The 15,125-nt window shown below is 63.0% G+C and carries 13 protein-coding genes; all 13 read left to right on the top strand.

Going from position 1 to position 15,125, the window contains the following annotated elements:
* Nucleotides 1-22: 22 nt before the first annotated feature.
* The 13 genes from AA098_RS02915 to urtE all read left to right on the top strand — a co-directional run bounded on the left by AA098_RS02915 (nt 23) and on the right by urtE (nt 15,094).
* Nucleotides 23-877, top strand: coding sequence for an SPFH domain-containing protein (locus AA098_RS02915; protein WP_003249658.1), 855 nt, complete (start codon nt 23-25; stop codon nt 875-877).
* Nucleotides 878-1,099: 222 nt separating this feature from the next.
* Nucleotides 1,100-1,489, top strand: coding sequence for a DUF2946 domain-containing protein (locus tag AA098_RS02910; RefSeq protein WP_003249655.1), 390 nt, complete (start codon nt 1,100-1,102; stop codon nt 1,487-1,489).
* A 47-nt stretch (nt 1,490-1,536) separates the two neighbouring features.
* Entirely contained in the window at nt 1,537-2,022 is a 486-nt protein-coding gene (locus AA098_RS02905; protein WP_003249653.1) for a copper chaperone PCu(A)C, read from the top strand.
* Nucleotides 2,023-2,044: 22 nt separating this feature from the next.
* On the top strand, nt 2,045-2,476 hold the full coding sequence (locus AA098_RS02900) for a DUF2946 domain-containing protein (protein WP_003249651.1): 432 nt from the start codon (nt 2,045-2,047) through the stop codon (nt 2,474-2,476).
* Between the two features lie 66 nt (nt 2,477-2,542).
* On the top strand, nt 2,543-4,609 hold the full coding sequence (locus AA098_RS02895; RefSeq protein ID WP_064613814.1) for a TonB-dependent copper receptor: 2,067 nt from the start codon (nt 2,543-2,545) through the stop codon (nt 4,607-4,609).
* A gap of 56 nt (nt 4,610-4,665) precedes the next feature.
* Nucleotides 4,666-6,033: a PepSY domain-containing protein gene (locus AA098_RS02890; RefSeq protein WP_064613813.1), complete on the top strand. Its 1,368-nt coding sequence runs from the start codon at nt 4,666-4,668 to the stop codon at nt 6,031-6,033.
* Between the two features lie 221 nt (nt 6,034-6,254).
* On the top strand, nt 6,255-7,661 hold the full coding sequence (gene cycA / locus AA098_RS02885) for a D-serine/D-alanine/glycine transporter (RefSeq protein WP_003249645.1): 1,407 nt from the start codon (nt 6,255-6,257) through the stop codon (nt 7,659-7,661).
* Nucleotides 7,662-7,826: 165 nt separating this feature from the next.
* Nucleotides 7,827-9,181 (top strand): IS3 family transposase gene (locus tag AA098_RS27835; protein WP_085983016.1). Its coding sequence is split into 2 segments (ribosomal slippage): nt 7,827-8,300 and nt 8,303-9,181, totalling 1,353 coding nucleotides; the frame shifts between segments, so codons are not numbered across the junction.
* A 234-nt stretch (nt 9,182-9,415) separates the two neighbouring features.
* Nucleotides 9,416-10,681, top strand: a complete 1,266-nt coding sequence (urtA, locus tag AA098_RS02870) for an urea ABC transporter substrate-binding protein (protein WP_003249642.1) — start codon at nt 9,416-9,418, stop codon at nt 10,679-10,681.
* A gap of 140 nt (nt 10,682-10,821) precedes the next feature.
* The gene (gene urtB, locus AA098_RS02865; protein ID WP_004576469.1) at nt 10,822-12,309 is read left to right on the top strand and encodes an urea ABC transporter permease subunit UrtB; all 1,488 of its coding nucleotides are present in this window, start codon (nt 10,822-10,824) and stop codon (nt 12,307-12,309) included.
* Nucleotides 12,309-13,388 (top strand): urea ABC transporter permease subunit UrtC, encoded by a 1,080-nt coding sequence (gene urtC, locus AA098_RS02860; protein WP_004576470.1) that lies wholly within the window; start codon nt 12,309-12,311, stop codon nt 13,386-13,388. Before urtB ends, urtC begins: the two co-directional genes overlap by 1 nt.
* Nucleotides 13,385-14,242, top strand: coding sequence for an urea ABC transporter ATP-binding protein UrtD (urtD, locus tag AA098_RS02855; RefSeq protein ID WP_003249637.1), 858 nt, complete (start codon nt 13,385-13,387; stop codon nt 14,240-14,242). Before urtC ends, urtD begins: the two co-directional genes overlap by 4 nt.
* Before the next feature lie 153 nt (nt 14,243-14,395).
* Nucleotides 14,396-15,094: an urea ABC transporter ATP-binding subunit UrtE gene (urtE, locus tag AA098_RS02850; protein ID WP_003249634.1), complete on the top strand. Its 699-nt coding sequence runs from the start codon at nt 14,396-14,398 to the stop codon at nt 15,092-15,094.
* The last annotated feature ends 31 nt before the right edge of the window (nt 15,095-15,125 follow it).

Raw genomic sequence — 15,125 nt, 5'->3', positions numbered from 1 at the left:
GCATTAAAAGGAATTTTGCAGCATGACCAGCCTCATCGTCGTCGGCGCCATTGCCCTGTTCGTCCTGATCACCGTGTTCAAGGGGGTGCGCATCGTGCCCCAGGGCGAGGAGTGGATCGTCGAACGCCTGGGTCGCTACCACAGCACCCTCAAGCCGGGCCTGAACATTGTCATCCCCTACATGGACGTGGTCGCCTACCGCCTGCCGACCAAGGACATCATCCTCGATGTGCAGCAGCAGGAAATCATCACCAAGGACAACGCGGTAATCGTCGCCAACGCCCTGTGTTTCGCCAAGGTAGTCGACCCGCAGAAAGCCTCGTATGGCGTGCAGGACTTCTCGTTCGCCGTCACCAGCCTGACCATGACCTCGCTGCGCGCCATCGTCGGTGCAATGGACCTCGACGAGGCGCTGTCCAGCCGCGAGCAGATCAAGGCCCGTCTGCGCGATGCAATGTCCGAGCAGACCGAAGACTGGGGCGTGACCGTGCGCTCGGTGGAAATTCAAGACATCAAACCTTCGGAAAACATGCAGTTGGCCATGGAACGCCAGGCCGCAGCCGAGCGTGAGCGCAAGGCCGACGTCACCCGCGCCGAAGGGGCCAAACAGGCGGCGATCCTCGAAGCAGAGGCGCGCCTGCAGGCGGCCAGGCTGGATGCCGAGGCGCAGATCAGCCTGGCCGAGGCCTCGGCGCGCTCGATTTCGCTGGTGAAGGAAGCGGTGGGCAACGAGACCGTACCGGCGATGTACCTATTGGGCGAACGCTATGTGGGCGCGATGGAGCACCTGGCGGGCAGCAGCAATGCCAAGGTGGTGGTGTTGCCGGCTGACCTGCAAGAGACCGTGCGCGGGTTGATGGGCCGCAACAAGGTTTGAGAGTGTCGGGGGCGCTTTGCGCCCCTATCGCGACACAAGGCCGCTCCCACAGGACAGCGCAGTATTCGAGGCTGCCGCAATTCTGTGGGAGCGGCCTTGTGTCGCGATGGGCTGCACAGCAGCCCCCATTACCAGGCCACCTGCGTCACTTCACCGCACCCCGGCATTTTTACCTATACTCCGCCTTACAATAGCCACCACGATTCCTGACCGGATCTCTCCATGCCCCCACGTCGGCACATTGCCTGGGTAGCCTGCCTTGCAGTGCTATTCAACTTGCTGGCCATGCCGCTGTCTTCTGCTGCGCCCAAGGGCCCGGCCGAGCAGCTGCTGTGGGGGGCTTTCTGTTCCAGCATGGCCAACAAGGCCAACGTCGACGTTCAGGCCCTGGCCAAGATCGACCTCGGCCCGCAAAGTGACGACAGCGCCGGCATGATGAACTGCTGGTGCTGCTCCGGTGCCGTGCCGTTGCTGGCCCTGCCCGGCTACCCGCCACAGTTGCACCACCCGCCGACACTGCTCAGCGGGCTGCTGCCGCCACCTGCCAAGTACACACCCACGCCCCGCCAGCTCTGGCCTGGGCTGAATCCTCGTGCCTCTCCGCTAGCCTGAGTTCATCACGCTGTCTGCCTGAACCAGAACGGAAACGGAGATTCACCATGCTCAAGCACGCCCTCGTCATGGCCGCCCTGCTGCTGCCTGGCGCCTTTGCCAATGCCCACGAATACAGCGTGGGTGACCTGCACATTGCCCACCCGTGGTCGCTGCAATTGCCACCCAACGCGCCTAACGTCGCCGCGTATTTCGTGGTGCACAACAATGGCCAGGCTGATGACCGCCTGCTCAGCGTCGACAGCCCCATCAGCGATGACGCGCAACTGCACGAGCATGCCATGAGCGCCACTGGCGCCATGAAGATGCAACAGGTGCCCAGTGTGGTAGTGCCTGCCGGCAAGGACCTGACCTTTGCCCCTGGCGCCTACCACGTGATGCTGATGCAGCCCAAGGACCGTAGCCTGCTCAGCGACGGCAAACGCTTCCCGTTGACCCTGCACTTCGAAAAGGCCGGCGACATCACTGTCGAAGTGGCCGTGCAGAAGCAGGCGCCAGCGGACCAGCCGCAAGCCCACGAACACGCGCACTGATACCTGCTGACAGGCACGCGCCATGAGCCTGCCGCGCCACAGCATCGGCCGTACCACCCGCCCTGACCTCAGGCGCGCCGGTGGCGGATGGCTGAGCCTGTTCGCCATGTGGATGATCTTCATCGGCCCGCTGATTTCCCAGTCGATGCCGATGGACCACCACGCGGGCATGAACATGCCGATGGACATGCCGATGGCGGCTGCCCATCAGCACGGCGGCGACGCCCATCACGGCCACGGCGGCGATGGCCAGCTGCATGTGATGTGGGAAAAGTGCGGTTACTGCAGCCTGTTGTTCAACTGCCCGGCCCTGCCCCAGGCCCTCAGCCCGCTCAGCGCCGGCAGCATCGTCCCCACCAGCCACCTGCTTGCGCCAACGCACCAGGGCCATGCCCGGCAGGCTGTATTCCCTGGTGCGCGCAGCCGCGCCCCGCCTTCTTCGATCAACGTCTGAAACCACATTTTGCGCACGAAGCCAGGAGGCTTCGCGCTAACTCATGACTGATCGACTGGAATCATTATGTCCGGCTGCACCCCTGTTTTTGCCTTGTCCCTGCGTGGGACCATCGCCGCCCTGTGCGGTTCGCTGCTCGCACCCATGGCCCTGGCCGCCGACCCTGGCCATGAAGGCCATGTGCACGACGCACCCGAGCTGAGCCCGACGGTGATCACCGCCGTGGCCCCGAGTTCACCGCTGACCGTGGTCACCAACCCGAAAGACCCGCGCCAGCCAGTGCCGGCCAGCGACGGCGCCGACTACCTGAAGACCATCCCCGGCTTCTCGGCAATCCGTGCTGGCGGTACCAACGGCGACCCGGTACTGCGCGGCATGTTCGGCTCGCGCCTGAACATCCTCACCAACGGTGGCTTGATGCTTGGCGCCTGCCCCAATCGCATGGACGCGCCCACGTCCTATATTTCGCCAGAAACCTACGACCGCCTGACCGTGATCAAAGGCCCGCAGAGCGTCATCTGGGGGCCCGGCGGCTCGGCCGGCACCATCCTCTTCGAGCGCGAACCGGAGAAATTCGGCACCCTCGGCAGCCGCGTCAACGCAAGCCTGCTGGCCGGCTCCAACGGCCGCTTCGACAAGGTGCTGGATGCCGCGGCTGGCAACAGTCAGGGCTATGCCCGCTTCGTCGGCAACCAGTCACGTTCGGACGACTACCACGACGGCAACAACGACACCGTGCCGTCGCGCTGGGACAAGTGGAACGGCGATGTCGCCCTCGGCTGGACACCCGACCAGGACACCTTGCTGGAACTGACGGCCGGCAAGGGTGATGGCGAAGCCCGCTACGCCGGGCGCGGCATGGACGGCTCGCAGTTCAAGCGCGAAAGCCTGGGCCTGCGCTTTGAAAAGTCCAACCTCGGCGAGGTGCTCGACAAAGTCGAGGCGCAGGTCTACTACAACTACGCCGACCATGTGATGGACAACTACAGCCTGCGCACGCCGTCAGGCACCGGCATGATGGCCGGCCCAATGGCCGCCGCCGTCGACCGCCGCACCATGGGCGCGCGTATCAAAGCCACATGGCGATGGGCTGATGTGCAGCTGATCAGCGGCATCGATGCGCAGACCAACGAACACCGCGAACGCCATGCCATGGGTATCGACACCTACAAGAACAAGCCTTGGGACAAGGACGCCGACTTCCACAACTACGGTGCGTTCGGCGAGTTGACCTGGTACGCCACGGGCACAGATCGGCTGATCACCGGCGCCCGCCTGGACCGCGCCTCGGCCAAGGACTTCCGCGATGACAGCGCCACCAACGGCAACACCCGTGCCGACACCCTGCCCAGCGGCTTCCTGCGCTACGAGCACGACCTGGCGGTGCTGCCCGCCACCACCTACATCGGTCTCGGCCATGCTCAACGGTTCCCTGACTACTGGGAACTGTTCTCCCCGGACCAAGGCCCTGCCGGCTCGGCCAACGCCTTCGACAGCATCAAGCCAGAGAAAACCACCCAGCTCGACTTCGGCATCCAGTACCGCACCGAGCGCCTGGAGGCCTGGGCTTCGGGCTATGTCGGGCAGATTCGCGACTACATCCTGTTCGACTACCGCACCGGCATGATGGGCATGAGCACCTCGCAGGCGCAGAACATCGACGCCCGCATCATGGGTGGCGAACTGGGCGCCGCCTACCAGCTGACTGACAACTGGAAGGCCGACGCCACGCTTGCCTACGCTTGGGGCAAGAACAGCAGTGACGGCAAGGCGCTACCTCAAATGCCTCCCCTGGAAAGCCGCCTGGGCCTGACGTACAGCCGCGATGTGTGGAGCGTCGGCGCACTGTGGCGGCTGGTGGCGGCGCAGAACCGCATTGCCGAAAACCAAGGGAACGTCGTCGGCAAGGACTATGACAAGAGCGCCGGCTTCGGCGTGTTCTCCCTGAACGGCGCCTACAAGGTGAACAACAACCTCAAGCTCAGCGCAGGGGTCGACAACCTGTTCGACAAAACCTACGCCGAGCACTTGAACCTGGCCGGGAACGCCGGGTTCGGCTACCCGGCTACAGATCCACAGCCGGTCAACGAGCCAGGCAGGACCTTCTGGACCAAGGTCGATTTCAGCTTCTGACAACAACGGGCGCAGCTTCGGTTGCGCCTTTCAGCTGGTCAAAAAAGGAGGTTCCCATGAGAGGAACACGCGTCTCTTTCTATAACCTGGCCTGGCGTTGGCATTTCTATGCGGGGCTGTTCGTGGCCCCGTTCATGATCCTGTTGGCAATCACCGGGATCATCTACTTGTTCAAGCCCCAGCTCGACCCGCTGCTGTACCGCGACCTGATGGTGGTCGAGGCCGGCCAGCACCGGCAGGGCGCAGACACGATGCTGGCTGAAGTGCGCCAGGCCTACCCAAAGGGCCACATCGCCCAGTACTTGCCGCCACTGAACGCCGCGCGCAGTGCGCAGTTCGTGGTGCATGACGGCGGGCGTGAACTGAACGTGTTCGTCAACCCATACAGCGGCAAGGTCCTCGGCGAACAGGACGGCAAGCAGAACCTGCAGGCCATCGCCCGCGCCCTGCATGGCGAGCTGATGGTCGGCACGGTCGGTGACCGGCTGGTGGAACTGGCGGCGGGCTGGGGCATCGTGCTGGTGGTATCGGGCCTGTACCTGTGGTGGCCGCGCGGGCGCAGTGGCGCTGGCGTGCTTTGGCCGCGGCTGACGGCACGCGGCCGGCTGTTCTGGCGTGACCTGCACGCGGTAACCGGTTTCTGGGGTTCGGCCTTGCTGTTGTTGATGCTGGTCAGCGGCATGACCTGGACCGGCTTGTGGGGCAAGCAGTACGCTGATTTGTGGAACCGCTTCCCGGCAGCCATGTGGAACGACGTGCCCACGTCGGACCAGCAGGCGCGTGAGCTGAACAGCGCACACCGCCAGACCGTACCCTGGGCCATGGAAAATACGCCGATGCCACAGTCCGGTGCACACGCCGAGCACGGCGGGCACCACATGATGTCGGACCTGCCCGCAGCGCCCCAGGTGAGCGTGCAAAAGGTCGAAGACATTGCCACTTCGCGCCAGGTCGAGCCGGGCTACAGCATTACCCTGCCCACCACTGCCGACGGGGTGTTCACCATTGCCGTGTTCGCCGACGACCCGCGCAACGACGCCACCCTGCATGTCGACCAATACACCGGCAAGGTTCTGGCCGATGTGCGCTGGCAGGACTACAGCCCGGTTGCCCGCGCCACCGAGCTGGGCGTGATGCTGCACGAAGGCAAGATGTTCGGGGCGCTGAACCAGATCATCATCCTGCTGGTGTGCCTGATGATCCTGCTGGGTTCGGTGAGCGGGCTGGTGATGTGGTGGAAGCGCCGGCCTGAAGGCGGCCTGGGCGTACCGCCTTTGCGTCATGACCTGCCACGCTGGAAGGCGGCAGTGGCAGTGATGCTGGTGCTGGGGGTGATGTTCCCGCTGGTGGGGGTGTCGATGGTGGTGATGTGGGGAGTGGATAGTTTGGTGGTGAGGCGCCGCCGGGTCTTGGCCAGCGCTTGAGCCTTGTGTTGCCTGTGCTGGCCTCTTCTCGGGTAAACCCGCTCCTACAGGGGACCGCGTTGCCTTTGTAGGGCCGGGTTTACCCGCGAAGAGGCCGGTCCAGGCCAAATGCTGAGCTGCAAATGGAGAGTCGATCTGTCGCGCCCCGAACTGGAACGCGCGTGTTAGCCTAGCCGGCTACCTCTGACAAGAAGACTGGCCTTTACAAGGGAATGCAGCCTATGACGCAAACCTCACCCATAGCGACAGATGAACCGCACCTGCAACGCAACCTGACCAACCGCCACATCCAGCTGATCGCCATCGGCGGCGCGATCGGTACCGGTCTGTTCATGGGCTCAGGCAAGACCATCAGCCTGGCCGGGCCATCGATCATCTTCGTCTACATGATTATCGGCTTCATGCTGTTCTTCGTCATGCGCGCCATGGGCGAACTGCTGCTGTCGAACCTGAACTACAAATCGTTCATCGACTTTTCCGCCGACCTGCTCGGCCCCTGGGCCGGCTACTTTACTGGCTGGACCTACTGGTTCTGCTGGGTGGTCACCGGCATTGCCGATGTGGTCGCCATCGCCGCCTATACGCAGTTCTGGTTCCCTGACTTGCCGCAGTGGATACCGGCGCTGACCTGCGTAGGGCTGCTGCTGTCGCTGAACCTGGTCACCGTGAAAATGTTCGGCGAAATGGAGTTCTGGTTCGCCCTGGTCAAGATCGTTGCCATCCTCGGTCTGGTCGCGACCGGCCTGTACATGGTCATCACCGGCTTCACCTCGCCCAGCGGGCGCACCGCCCAGCTGGCCAACCTGTGGAATGACGGCGGCATGTTCCCCCATGGCCTGATGGGCTTCTTCGCCGGTTTCCAGATCGCCGTGTTCGCCTTCGTCGGCATCGAGCTGGTGGGTACCACCGCCGCCGAAGCGAAGAACCCGGAACGCACCCTGCCGCGGGCGATCAATTCGATCCCGATCCGCATCATCGTGTTCTATGTGCTGGCGCTGATCGCGATCATGGCCGTGACCCCGTGGCGCGACGTGGTGCCAGGCAAGAGCCCATTCGTTGAGTTGTTCGTGCTGGCAGGCCTGCCGGCGGCAGCGAGCATCATCAACTTCGTGGTGCTGACCTCGGCAGCCTCCTCGGCCAACAGCGGCGTATTCTCCACCAGCCGCATGCTCTACGGCCTGTCGCAGGAAGGTGACGCGCCCAAGGCCTTTGAAAAACTGTCGAGCCGTTCGGTGCCGGCCAACGGCCTGTACTTCTCGTGCACCTGCCTGTTGCTCGGTGCGGTGCTGATCTACCTGGTGCCGAACGTGGTCGAGGCATTCACCCTGGTCACCACCGTGTCGGCGGTACTGTTCATGTTCGTGTGGACGCTGATTCTGCTGTCATACCTGAAGTACCGCAAAGACCGCGCGGCGCTGCACCAGGCATCGAACTACAAGATGCCGGGCGGGCGCTTCATGTGCTACGTGTGCCTGTCGTTCTTCGCTTTCATCCTGGTGTTGCTGAGCCTGGAAGCGGATACCCGTTCAGCGCTGGTGGTGACGCCGATCTGGTTTGTGGTGCTGGCGGTGACCTACCAGCTCGTACGCAGCAGGCGCCATCCCCGCACGGCCGTGCGTAACGGCTGATGGCCTCGGGGGCTGCGTCGCAGCCCTTTCGCGACACGAGGCCGCTCCCACGAAGGCACGGTGTACGCCGTCCGATGTGGGAGCAACTGTCTTGCTCAATTTCTAAAAGCTGGCGCCTGGACTGCCCCCAAGAAGTTGGACACCAATCCAACCCTTGGGGGATCTATGGGTAAGTACACCGAGCAATTCAAGCTCACAGCGATCACAGCCTACCTGGATGGCAGCAACGGTTTCCGAAAGGTGGCTCAACACTTAGGTATCGATTTCAGCCTGCTTCGACGCTGGGTGGCCAGTTATCAGGCCAATAATGGCATTGGTCCAGGCTCGCATGGGCGGCGCTATACCAGTGATTTCAAACAGCAGGTGCTTAGCTATATGCACGAGCATCGGCTTTCGCTGCGCCAGACCGCTGCCCACTTTGGTCTTGGGCAGTCCTCTCAGATAGGCATTTGGCAGCGGCAGTACTACAGTGGCAGTCCTGCACCCTCTACTGCCATCAAGCCAAGAAAGCCAATCGACGTGTCGAAGAAGATCAAGCCTGCCAAACCCACCGATACCAATGATGATCAGAAGTCTCGAGATCAGCTGATGGCTGAACTTGAGTACCTGCGCATGGAGAATGCTGTCCTAAAGGAGCTCAAGGCTCTGCGCGAGGAAAAGGAACGAACACGCGGGAAAAAGTCCTGATCGTTTCCAAACTCAAGCGCAGATTTCCTTTGCCTGACCTCCTTCAACTGGTCGAGCTGGCGCGCAGCACCTTCTACTACCAGCTCAAAGCTCAGCAGAAGCCAGATCGGCATGCTGAGCTCAAGGCATTGGTGCATCGCGTCTACCACGAGCAGAAAGGGCTTTATGGTTATCGCCGTATCGCACTCGTAATCAGGAAGGAAAAGCGGGTGAACAAGAAGGTCATTGAACGGCTGATGGCTGAGCAGGGATTGAAATCAGTAGTGCGCCCCAAGAAATATCGCTCCTATCGAGGTACCGTCGGTAAAGTGGCAGCGAATGTACTGGAGCGAAATTTTATCGCTCAACGCCCAAACCAAAAGTGGGTGACTGACGTAACCGAGTTCAAAGTAGCTCAACAGAAGCTCTATCTGTCGCCCGTGATGGATTTGTACAACGGCGAAATCGTGGCCTACGAAATGGCCAGCCGCCCGTGCTATAGCCTGGTTGGGAACATGCTTGGCAAAGCGCTCGATTGCCTGGGAGAGAAACCGAAGCTCGTGCTGCATTCGGATCAGGGATGGCATTACCAGCAGGCGCAATACCGCCGTAAGCTAAGCGAATGTGGGGTAAAGCAGAGCATGTCTCGAAAAGGCAATTGCCTGGACAACGCGGCCATGGAAAGCTTCTTCGGCACGCTCAAATCCGAGTTTTTCTACCTGAAGCGTTTCGAGAGCATTGATGAGCTGAGAGCGGGTCTGGATGAGTACATTCACTACTACAACCATGATCGCATCAAGCTGAGGCTCAATGGCCTGAGCCCTGTGGAGTACAGGGCTCAGGCTGCAGCTTAAAACTGTCCAACTTTTGGGGGGCAGTCCAGCCTGTGGGAGCGGCCTTGTGTCGCGATGGGCCGCACCGCGGCCCCAATCCTGTGCACACAATTCCATCAGGCACCAACCTGGATCCAACCAACGCCCCAACACCTCGCACAGCCCCTCTAAACCGCACCTTTTGCCACTAGGCACACCCCTTGCAACGCCCTCCCCGCTTGCCCAACACCATAAAAAACTCAGCGGAGAGAGCACATGAAGCGTCGCAGTCTGATCAAGGCCCTTACCCTCAGCGCATCGATTGCGGCGATGGGCCTGAGCTGGAGTATCCAGGCCGCCGAGACCATCAAGGTCGGTATCCTGCATTCGCTTTCCGGGACCATGGCCATTTCCGAGACATCGCTCAAGGACATGGCGCTGATGACCATCGAGCAGATCAACGCTAAGGGTGGCGTGAACGGCAAGATGCTGGAACCGGTGGTGGTCGACCCGGCGTCCAACTGGCCGCTGTTCGCTGAAAAGAGCCGCCAACTGCTGACCCAGGACAAAGTGGCCGTGGTGTTCGGCTGCTGGACCTCCGTGTCGCGCAAGTCCGTTCTACCGGTGTTCGAAGAACTCAACGGCCTGCTGTTCTACCCGGTGCAGTATGAGGGCGAAGAGATGTCGCCGAACGTGTTCTACACGGGCGCCGCCCCGAACCAGCAGGCCATCCCGGCCGTGGAATACCTGATGAGCGAGGACGGCGGCAGCGCCAAGCGCTTCTTCCTGTTGGGCACCGATTACGTCTACCCGCGCACCACCAACAAGATCCTGCGCGCATTCCTGCACAGCAAAGGCGTGGCCGACAAGGACATCGAAGAGGTTTACACGCCCTTTGGCCACGCTGATTACCAGACCATTGTCGCCAGCATCAAAAAGTTCTCCGCCGGCGGCAAGACCGCTGTCATATCCACAGTCAACGGTGACTCCAACGTGCCGTTCTACAAGGAACTGGCCAACCAGGGCCTGAAGGCCACCGACGTGCCGGTGGTGGCCTTCTCGGTGGGCGAGGAGGAACTGCGCGGCATCGATACCAAACCGCTGGTGGGCCACCTGGCGGCATGGAACTACTTCGAATCGGTGGACAACCCGGTCAACCAGAAATTCGTCGCCGACTGGAAGGCCTACGCCAAGGCCAAGGGCCTGCCGGGTGCCGACAAGGCCGTGACCAACGACCCCATGGAAGCCACCTACGTGGGCATCCACATGTGGGCCCAGGCTGTCGAGAAAGCCAAGTCCACTGACGTTGACAAGGTCCGCGAAGCACTGGCCGGGCAGAGCTTCGAGGCGCCGTCGGGCTTCACCCTGACCATGGACAAGACCAACCACCACCTGCACAAGCCGGTGATGATCGGCGAGATTCAGGATGACGGCCAGTTCAGCGTGGTGTGGGAAACCGAGCAGCCGCTAAGGGCGCAGCCTTGGAGCCCGTTCATTCCGGGCAATGACAAGCGGCCAGATTACGCCGTGAAAGGTAACTGAGTGCATGGGGCTGCTTTGCAGCCCATTCGCGGGTGAACCCGCTCCTACAAGGACCGCGTAGGTTTCAAACCTTGCACCGTCTCTGTGTAGGCGCGGGTTCACCCGCGAAGAATCCAACACCGATTTTCAGGATTGCCCGCATGCTCAGACTCCTGCTCACCCTTCTCCTGCTAATGCCCTTGGCAACCCACGCCAGCGAGGGCGAATTCTTTCTCACCGCCAAGCCCGCCGAGCAAGGCCGCCTGCTCGAAGGTTGGGCAGCACAACCCGATGCTGCGCGCCTGCCGCTGCTGGAAAATCTGCGCCAAGGCCGCATCGCTGCCGACGACACCCGCAAGGTGCGCCTGAACAACCGCCTGCGCGGCCTGATCGACAACGCCCTGGCCAGCCATCAGTTGCTCAGCGACAACAGCGACACCCGCCTGGCCGCGGCCCAGCAATTACAGAAAAGCGCACAACCCGCGCAAATGGCCTTCCTCGACCGGCGCTTCGCCGCCGAGCCGGACGCCGCTGTACAGGCCGCCCTCGGCCTGGCCCTGGCCAACCTGCAACTGGGCGCCAGCGAGCCCGCAGTGCGCCTGGCCGCCGTGCGCCTGCTGGGTGAAACCGGCGACCCGCTGGCCCGCACCCGCCTCGAAGCCCTGCTGCAGCCCGATGCGGAACGCGACCCGGGCGTGCGCACAGCCGCCGAAACGAGCCTGGCCCAGGTCAAGCGCAAACTGCTGGTAGGCGAACTGCTCGGCCAGGCCTTCAGCGGCCTGTCGCTGGGTTCTGTCCTGCTGCTGGCAGCGCTGGGCCTTGCGATCACCTTCGGCCTGCTTGGGGTGATCAACATGGCCCATGGCGAGATGTTGATGCTCGGCGCCTACAGCACCTACATGGTCCAGGTACTGCTGCAGCGCTTCGCCCCAGGCGCCATCGAGTTCTACCCGCTGATTGCCCTGCCGGTGGCGTTCGCCGTCAGTGCCGGGGTAGGCATGGCGCTGGAGCGCACGGTGATCCGCCACCTGTACGGCCGGCCACTGGAAACCCTGCTGGCCACCTGGGGCATCAGCCTGATCCTGATCCAGGCCATCCGCCTGCTGTTCGGCGCGCAGAACGTCGAGGTGAGCAACCCAGCCTGGCTGTCTGGCGGCATCCAGCTGCTGCCCAACCTGGTGCTGCCATACAACCGCCTGGTCATCATCGGCTTCGCCCTGGCCGTGGTGCTGCTCACCTGGCTGCTGCTCAACCGTACCCGGTTGGGCCTGAACGTGCGCGCAGTCACCCAGAACCGCAACATGGCCGCCTGCTGCGGCGTGTCCACCGGGCGCGTCGACATGCTCGCCTTTGGCCTCGGCTCGGGCATCGCAGGGCTCGGTGGCGTGGCCTTGAGCCAGGTGGGCAATGTCGGCCCGGACCTGGGCCAAAGCTACATCATCGATTCATTCCTGGTGGTGGTGCTCGGCGGCGTCGGGCAACTGGCCGGTAGCCTCTGGGCCGCGTTCGGCCTGGGCATCGCCAACAAGCTGCTGGAGCCGCAGATCGGTGCCGTACTCGGCAAGATCCTCATCCTTGCGTTGATCATTCTGTTCATCCAGAAACGCCCGCAAGGCCTGTTCGCCCTCAAGGGACGGGTAATCGACTGATGAACCAGCCACTGCTTGTCACTGCTACGCAAAAGGCCGGCCCACGCCTGACCCTTACCCTCGGTGCCGTCGTCGTCCTGCTGCTGGTGGCTTTGCCACTGTGCTCACTGCTGCCGGCAGACCATACCCTGCACGTGTCGGCCTACACCCTGACCCTGGTCGGCAAGATTCTTTGTTACGCCATCGTCGCCTTGGCCCTGGACCTGGTTTGGGGCTATGCCGGGCTGCTGTCACTGGGCCATGGCCTGTTCTTCGCCCTGGGCGGCTATGCCATGGGCATGTACCTGATGCGGCAGGCCGCCGGCGACGGCCTGCCCGGGTTCATGACCTTCCTGTCGTGGACCGAGCTGCCCTGGTACTGGGCCGGTACCCAGCATTTCGCCTGGGCCCTGTGCCTGGTGGTGCTGGCGCCCGGGCTGCTGGCGCTGGTGTTCGGCTGGTTCGCTTTCCGCTCGCGGATCAAAGGCGTGTACTTCTCGATCATGACCCAGGCCCTGACCTTTGCCGGCATGCTGCTGTTCTTCCGCAACGAAACCGGCTTCGGTGGCAACAACGGCTTCACCAGCTTCCGCACCATCCTCGGCTTCGACATTGCAGCCCAGGGCACCCGCGCGGTGTTGTTCCTGCTGACCGTGGCCCTGCTGCTGGCCAGCCTGTACCTGTGCTGGCGCCTGACCCGCAGCAAGTTCGGCCGCCTGCTTACCGCGGTGCGTGACGCTGAAAACCGCATGATGTTCTGTGGCTACGACCCGCGCGGCTTCAAGTTGCTGGTGTGGGTACTGAGCGCCGTGCTGTGCGGCCTGGCCGGTGCGCTGTACGTGCCGCAGGTGGGCATCATCAACCCCAGCGAGATGTCGCCGACCAACTCGATCGAAGCCGCCGTCTGGGTAGCCTTGGGCGGGCGCGGCACGCTGATCGGCCCGCTGCTCGGTGCCGGCCTGGTCAACGGTATGAAAAGCTGGTTCACCGTGGCCTTCCCCGAGTTCTGGCTGTTCTTCCTCGGCGCGTTGTTCATCCTCGTTACCCTGTACCTGCCCAAGGGCGTGGTCGGCCTGTTGAAGAAAAGGAGCCAGCCATGAGAGGCGTGCCCCCAGTCCACCCGGAGTTCATGCTGGAACCGGTATTCGACAACCTCGGCGCCGGGCGCGATGCCATCGGCCTGGGCCACAGCCGCAAGGCCGGCCTGGATACCCGCCACGGTACGGTGCTGAGCCTGGAAGACATCAGCGTCAGCTTCGATGGTTTCAAGGCGCTCAACGCGCTGAACCTGTACATCGGGGTGGGCGAGCTGCGCTGCATCATCGGCCCCAACGGTGCCGGCAAGACCACGATGATGGACGTAATCACCGGCAAGACCCGCCCCGACAGCGGTACGGCTTACTTCGGCGATACCCTCGACCTGACCCGCATGAGCGAATACCAGATCGCCCAGGCCGGCATTGGCCGCAAGTTCCAGAAGCCCACAGTGTTCGAAGCGCTGACCGTGTTCGAGAACCTGGAACTGGCGCTGAAGACCGACAAGTCGGTGTGGGCCAGCCTGGCCGCGCGCCTGAGCGGTGACCAGCGCCAGCGTATCGAGGACGTGCTGACCACCTTGCGCCTGCTGCCGCTGGCCCAGCGCCAGGCCGGCTTGCTGTCGCATGGGCAGAAGCAGTTTCTGGAGATCGGCATGCTGTTGGTGCAGGAGCCGCAACTGCTGCTGCTCGATGAACCGGTGGCCGGCATGACCGATGCCGAGACCGAATTTACCGCCGAGCTGTTCAAGGGCCTGGCTGGCAAGCATTCGCTGATGGTCGTGGAGCATGACATGGGCTTCGTCGGCAGCATTGCCGACCATGTGACCGTGCTGCACCAGGGGAGCGTGCTGGCGGAAGGCTCGCTGGAGCAGGTGCAGGCAGATGAGCGGGTGGTCGAGGTGTATCTGGGCCGGTGACCGGATTTGAATTTTTGGCGCCTGTGCCGGCCTCTTCGCGGGTAAACCCGCTCCTACAGGGGGCGTAATGCCATGGGGCGGTTCCCGTCGTAGGAGCGGGCTTGCCCGCGAAGAGGCCGGCACAGGCACAGTATCCCTTTCAGGAACTCTCACATGCTCAAGATCGACACCCTGCACCAGTACTACGGCGGCAGCCACATCCTGCGCGGCCTGTCCTTCGAAGCCAAGGTCGGCGAAGTGACCTGCCTGCTGGGCCGCAACGGCGTGGGCAAGACCACCTTGCTGCGCTGCCTGATGGGCCTGGTGCCCGCCCGCGACGGCAGCATCGAATGGGAAGGCAAGCCGATCACCGCGTTCAAACCACAGCAACGGGTGCAGGCCGGCATCGCCTACGTACCCCAGGGCCGCGAGATCTTCCCGCGCCTGACCGTCGAGGAAAACCTGCTGATGGGCCTGTCGCGCTTCCCCGCCCGCGAAGCCCGCGAGGTACCAGCCTTCATCTACGAGCTGTTCCCTGTGCTGGAGCAGATGAAACAACGCCGCGGTGGCGACCTGTCTGGCGGCCAGCAGCAACAGCTGGCCATCGGCCGCGCCCTGGCCAGCCGCCCGCGCCTGCTGATTCTCGACGAGCCGACCGAGGGCATCCAGCCGTCGGTGATCAAGGAGATCGGCGCGGTCATCCGCCGCTTGGCCGAGCGTGGCGACATGGCAATTTTGCTGGTGGAGCAGTTCTACGACTTTGCCGAAGCGCTGGCTGACCAGTACCTGGTCATGGCCCGCGGCGAAATCATCCAGCGCGGCCGCGGCGAAAACATGCAAGCCGAAGGTGTACGCGGGCTGGTAACCATTTAATCTGCGAGCAACGACCTTGCGAGACGCTGTC

Source organism: Pseudomonas sp. JY-Q (genome assembly GCF_001655295.1).
GTDB classification, from domain to species: Bacteria; Pseudomonadota; Gammaproteobacteria; order Pseudomonadales; family Pseudomonadaceae; genus Aquipseudomonas; species Aquipseudomonas alloputida.
This window is presented reverse-complemented; position numbering and strand designations above follow the sequence as displayed.

Bases quoted from the DNA above. Each gene is read 5' to 3' on its own strand.
- AA098_RS02895 (WP_064613814.1), top strand. From the start codon at position 2,543: ATGTCCGGCTGCACCCCTGTTTTTGCCTTGTCCCTGCGTGGGACCATC.
- cycA (WP_003249645.1), top strand. From the start codon at position 6,255: ATGACGCAAACCTCACCCATAGCGACAGATGAACCGCACCTGCAACGC.
- AA098_RS02890 (WP_064613813.1), top strand. From the start codon at position 4,666: ATGAGAGGAACACGCGTCTCTTTCTATAACCTGGCCTGGCGTTGGCAT.
- AA098_RS02910 (WP_003249655.1), top strand. From the start codon at position 1,100: ATGCCCCCACGTCGGCACATTGCCTGGGTAGCCTGCCTTGCAGTGCTA.
- urtB (WP_004576469.1), top strand. From the start codon at position 10,822: ATGCTCAGACTCCTGCTCACCCTTCTCCTGCTAATGCCCTTGGCAACC.
- AA098_RS02905 (WP_003249653.1), top strand. From the start codon at position 1,537: ATGCTCAAGCACGCCCTCGTCATGGCCGCCCTGCTGCTGCCTGGCGCC.
- urtD (WP_003249637.1), top strand. From the start codon at position 13,385: ATGAGAGGCGTGCCCCCAGTCCACCCGGAGTTCATGCTGGAACCGGTA.
- urtE (WP_003249634.1), top strand. From the start codon at position 14,396: ATGCTCAAGATCGACACCCTGCACCAGTACTACGGCGGCAGCCACATC.
- urtA (WP_003249642.1), top strand. From the start codon at position 9,416: ATGAAGCGTCGCAGTCTGATCAAGGCCCTTACCCTCAGCGCATCGATT.
- AA098_RS02915 (WP_003249658.1), top strand. From the start codon at position 23: ATGACCAGCCTCATCGTCGTCGGCGCCATTGCCCTGTTCGTCCTGATC.
- urtC (WP_004576470.1), top strand. From the start codon at position 12,309: ATGAACCAGCCACTGCTTGTCACTGCTACGCAAAAGGCCGGCCCACGC.
- AA098_RS02900 (WP_003249651.1), top strand. From the start codon at position 2,045: ATGAGCCTGCCGCGCCACAGCATCGGCCGTACCACCCGCCCTGACCTC.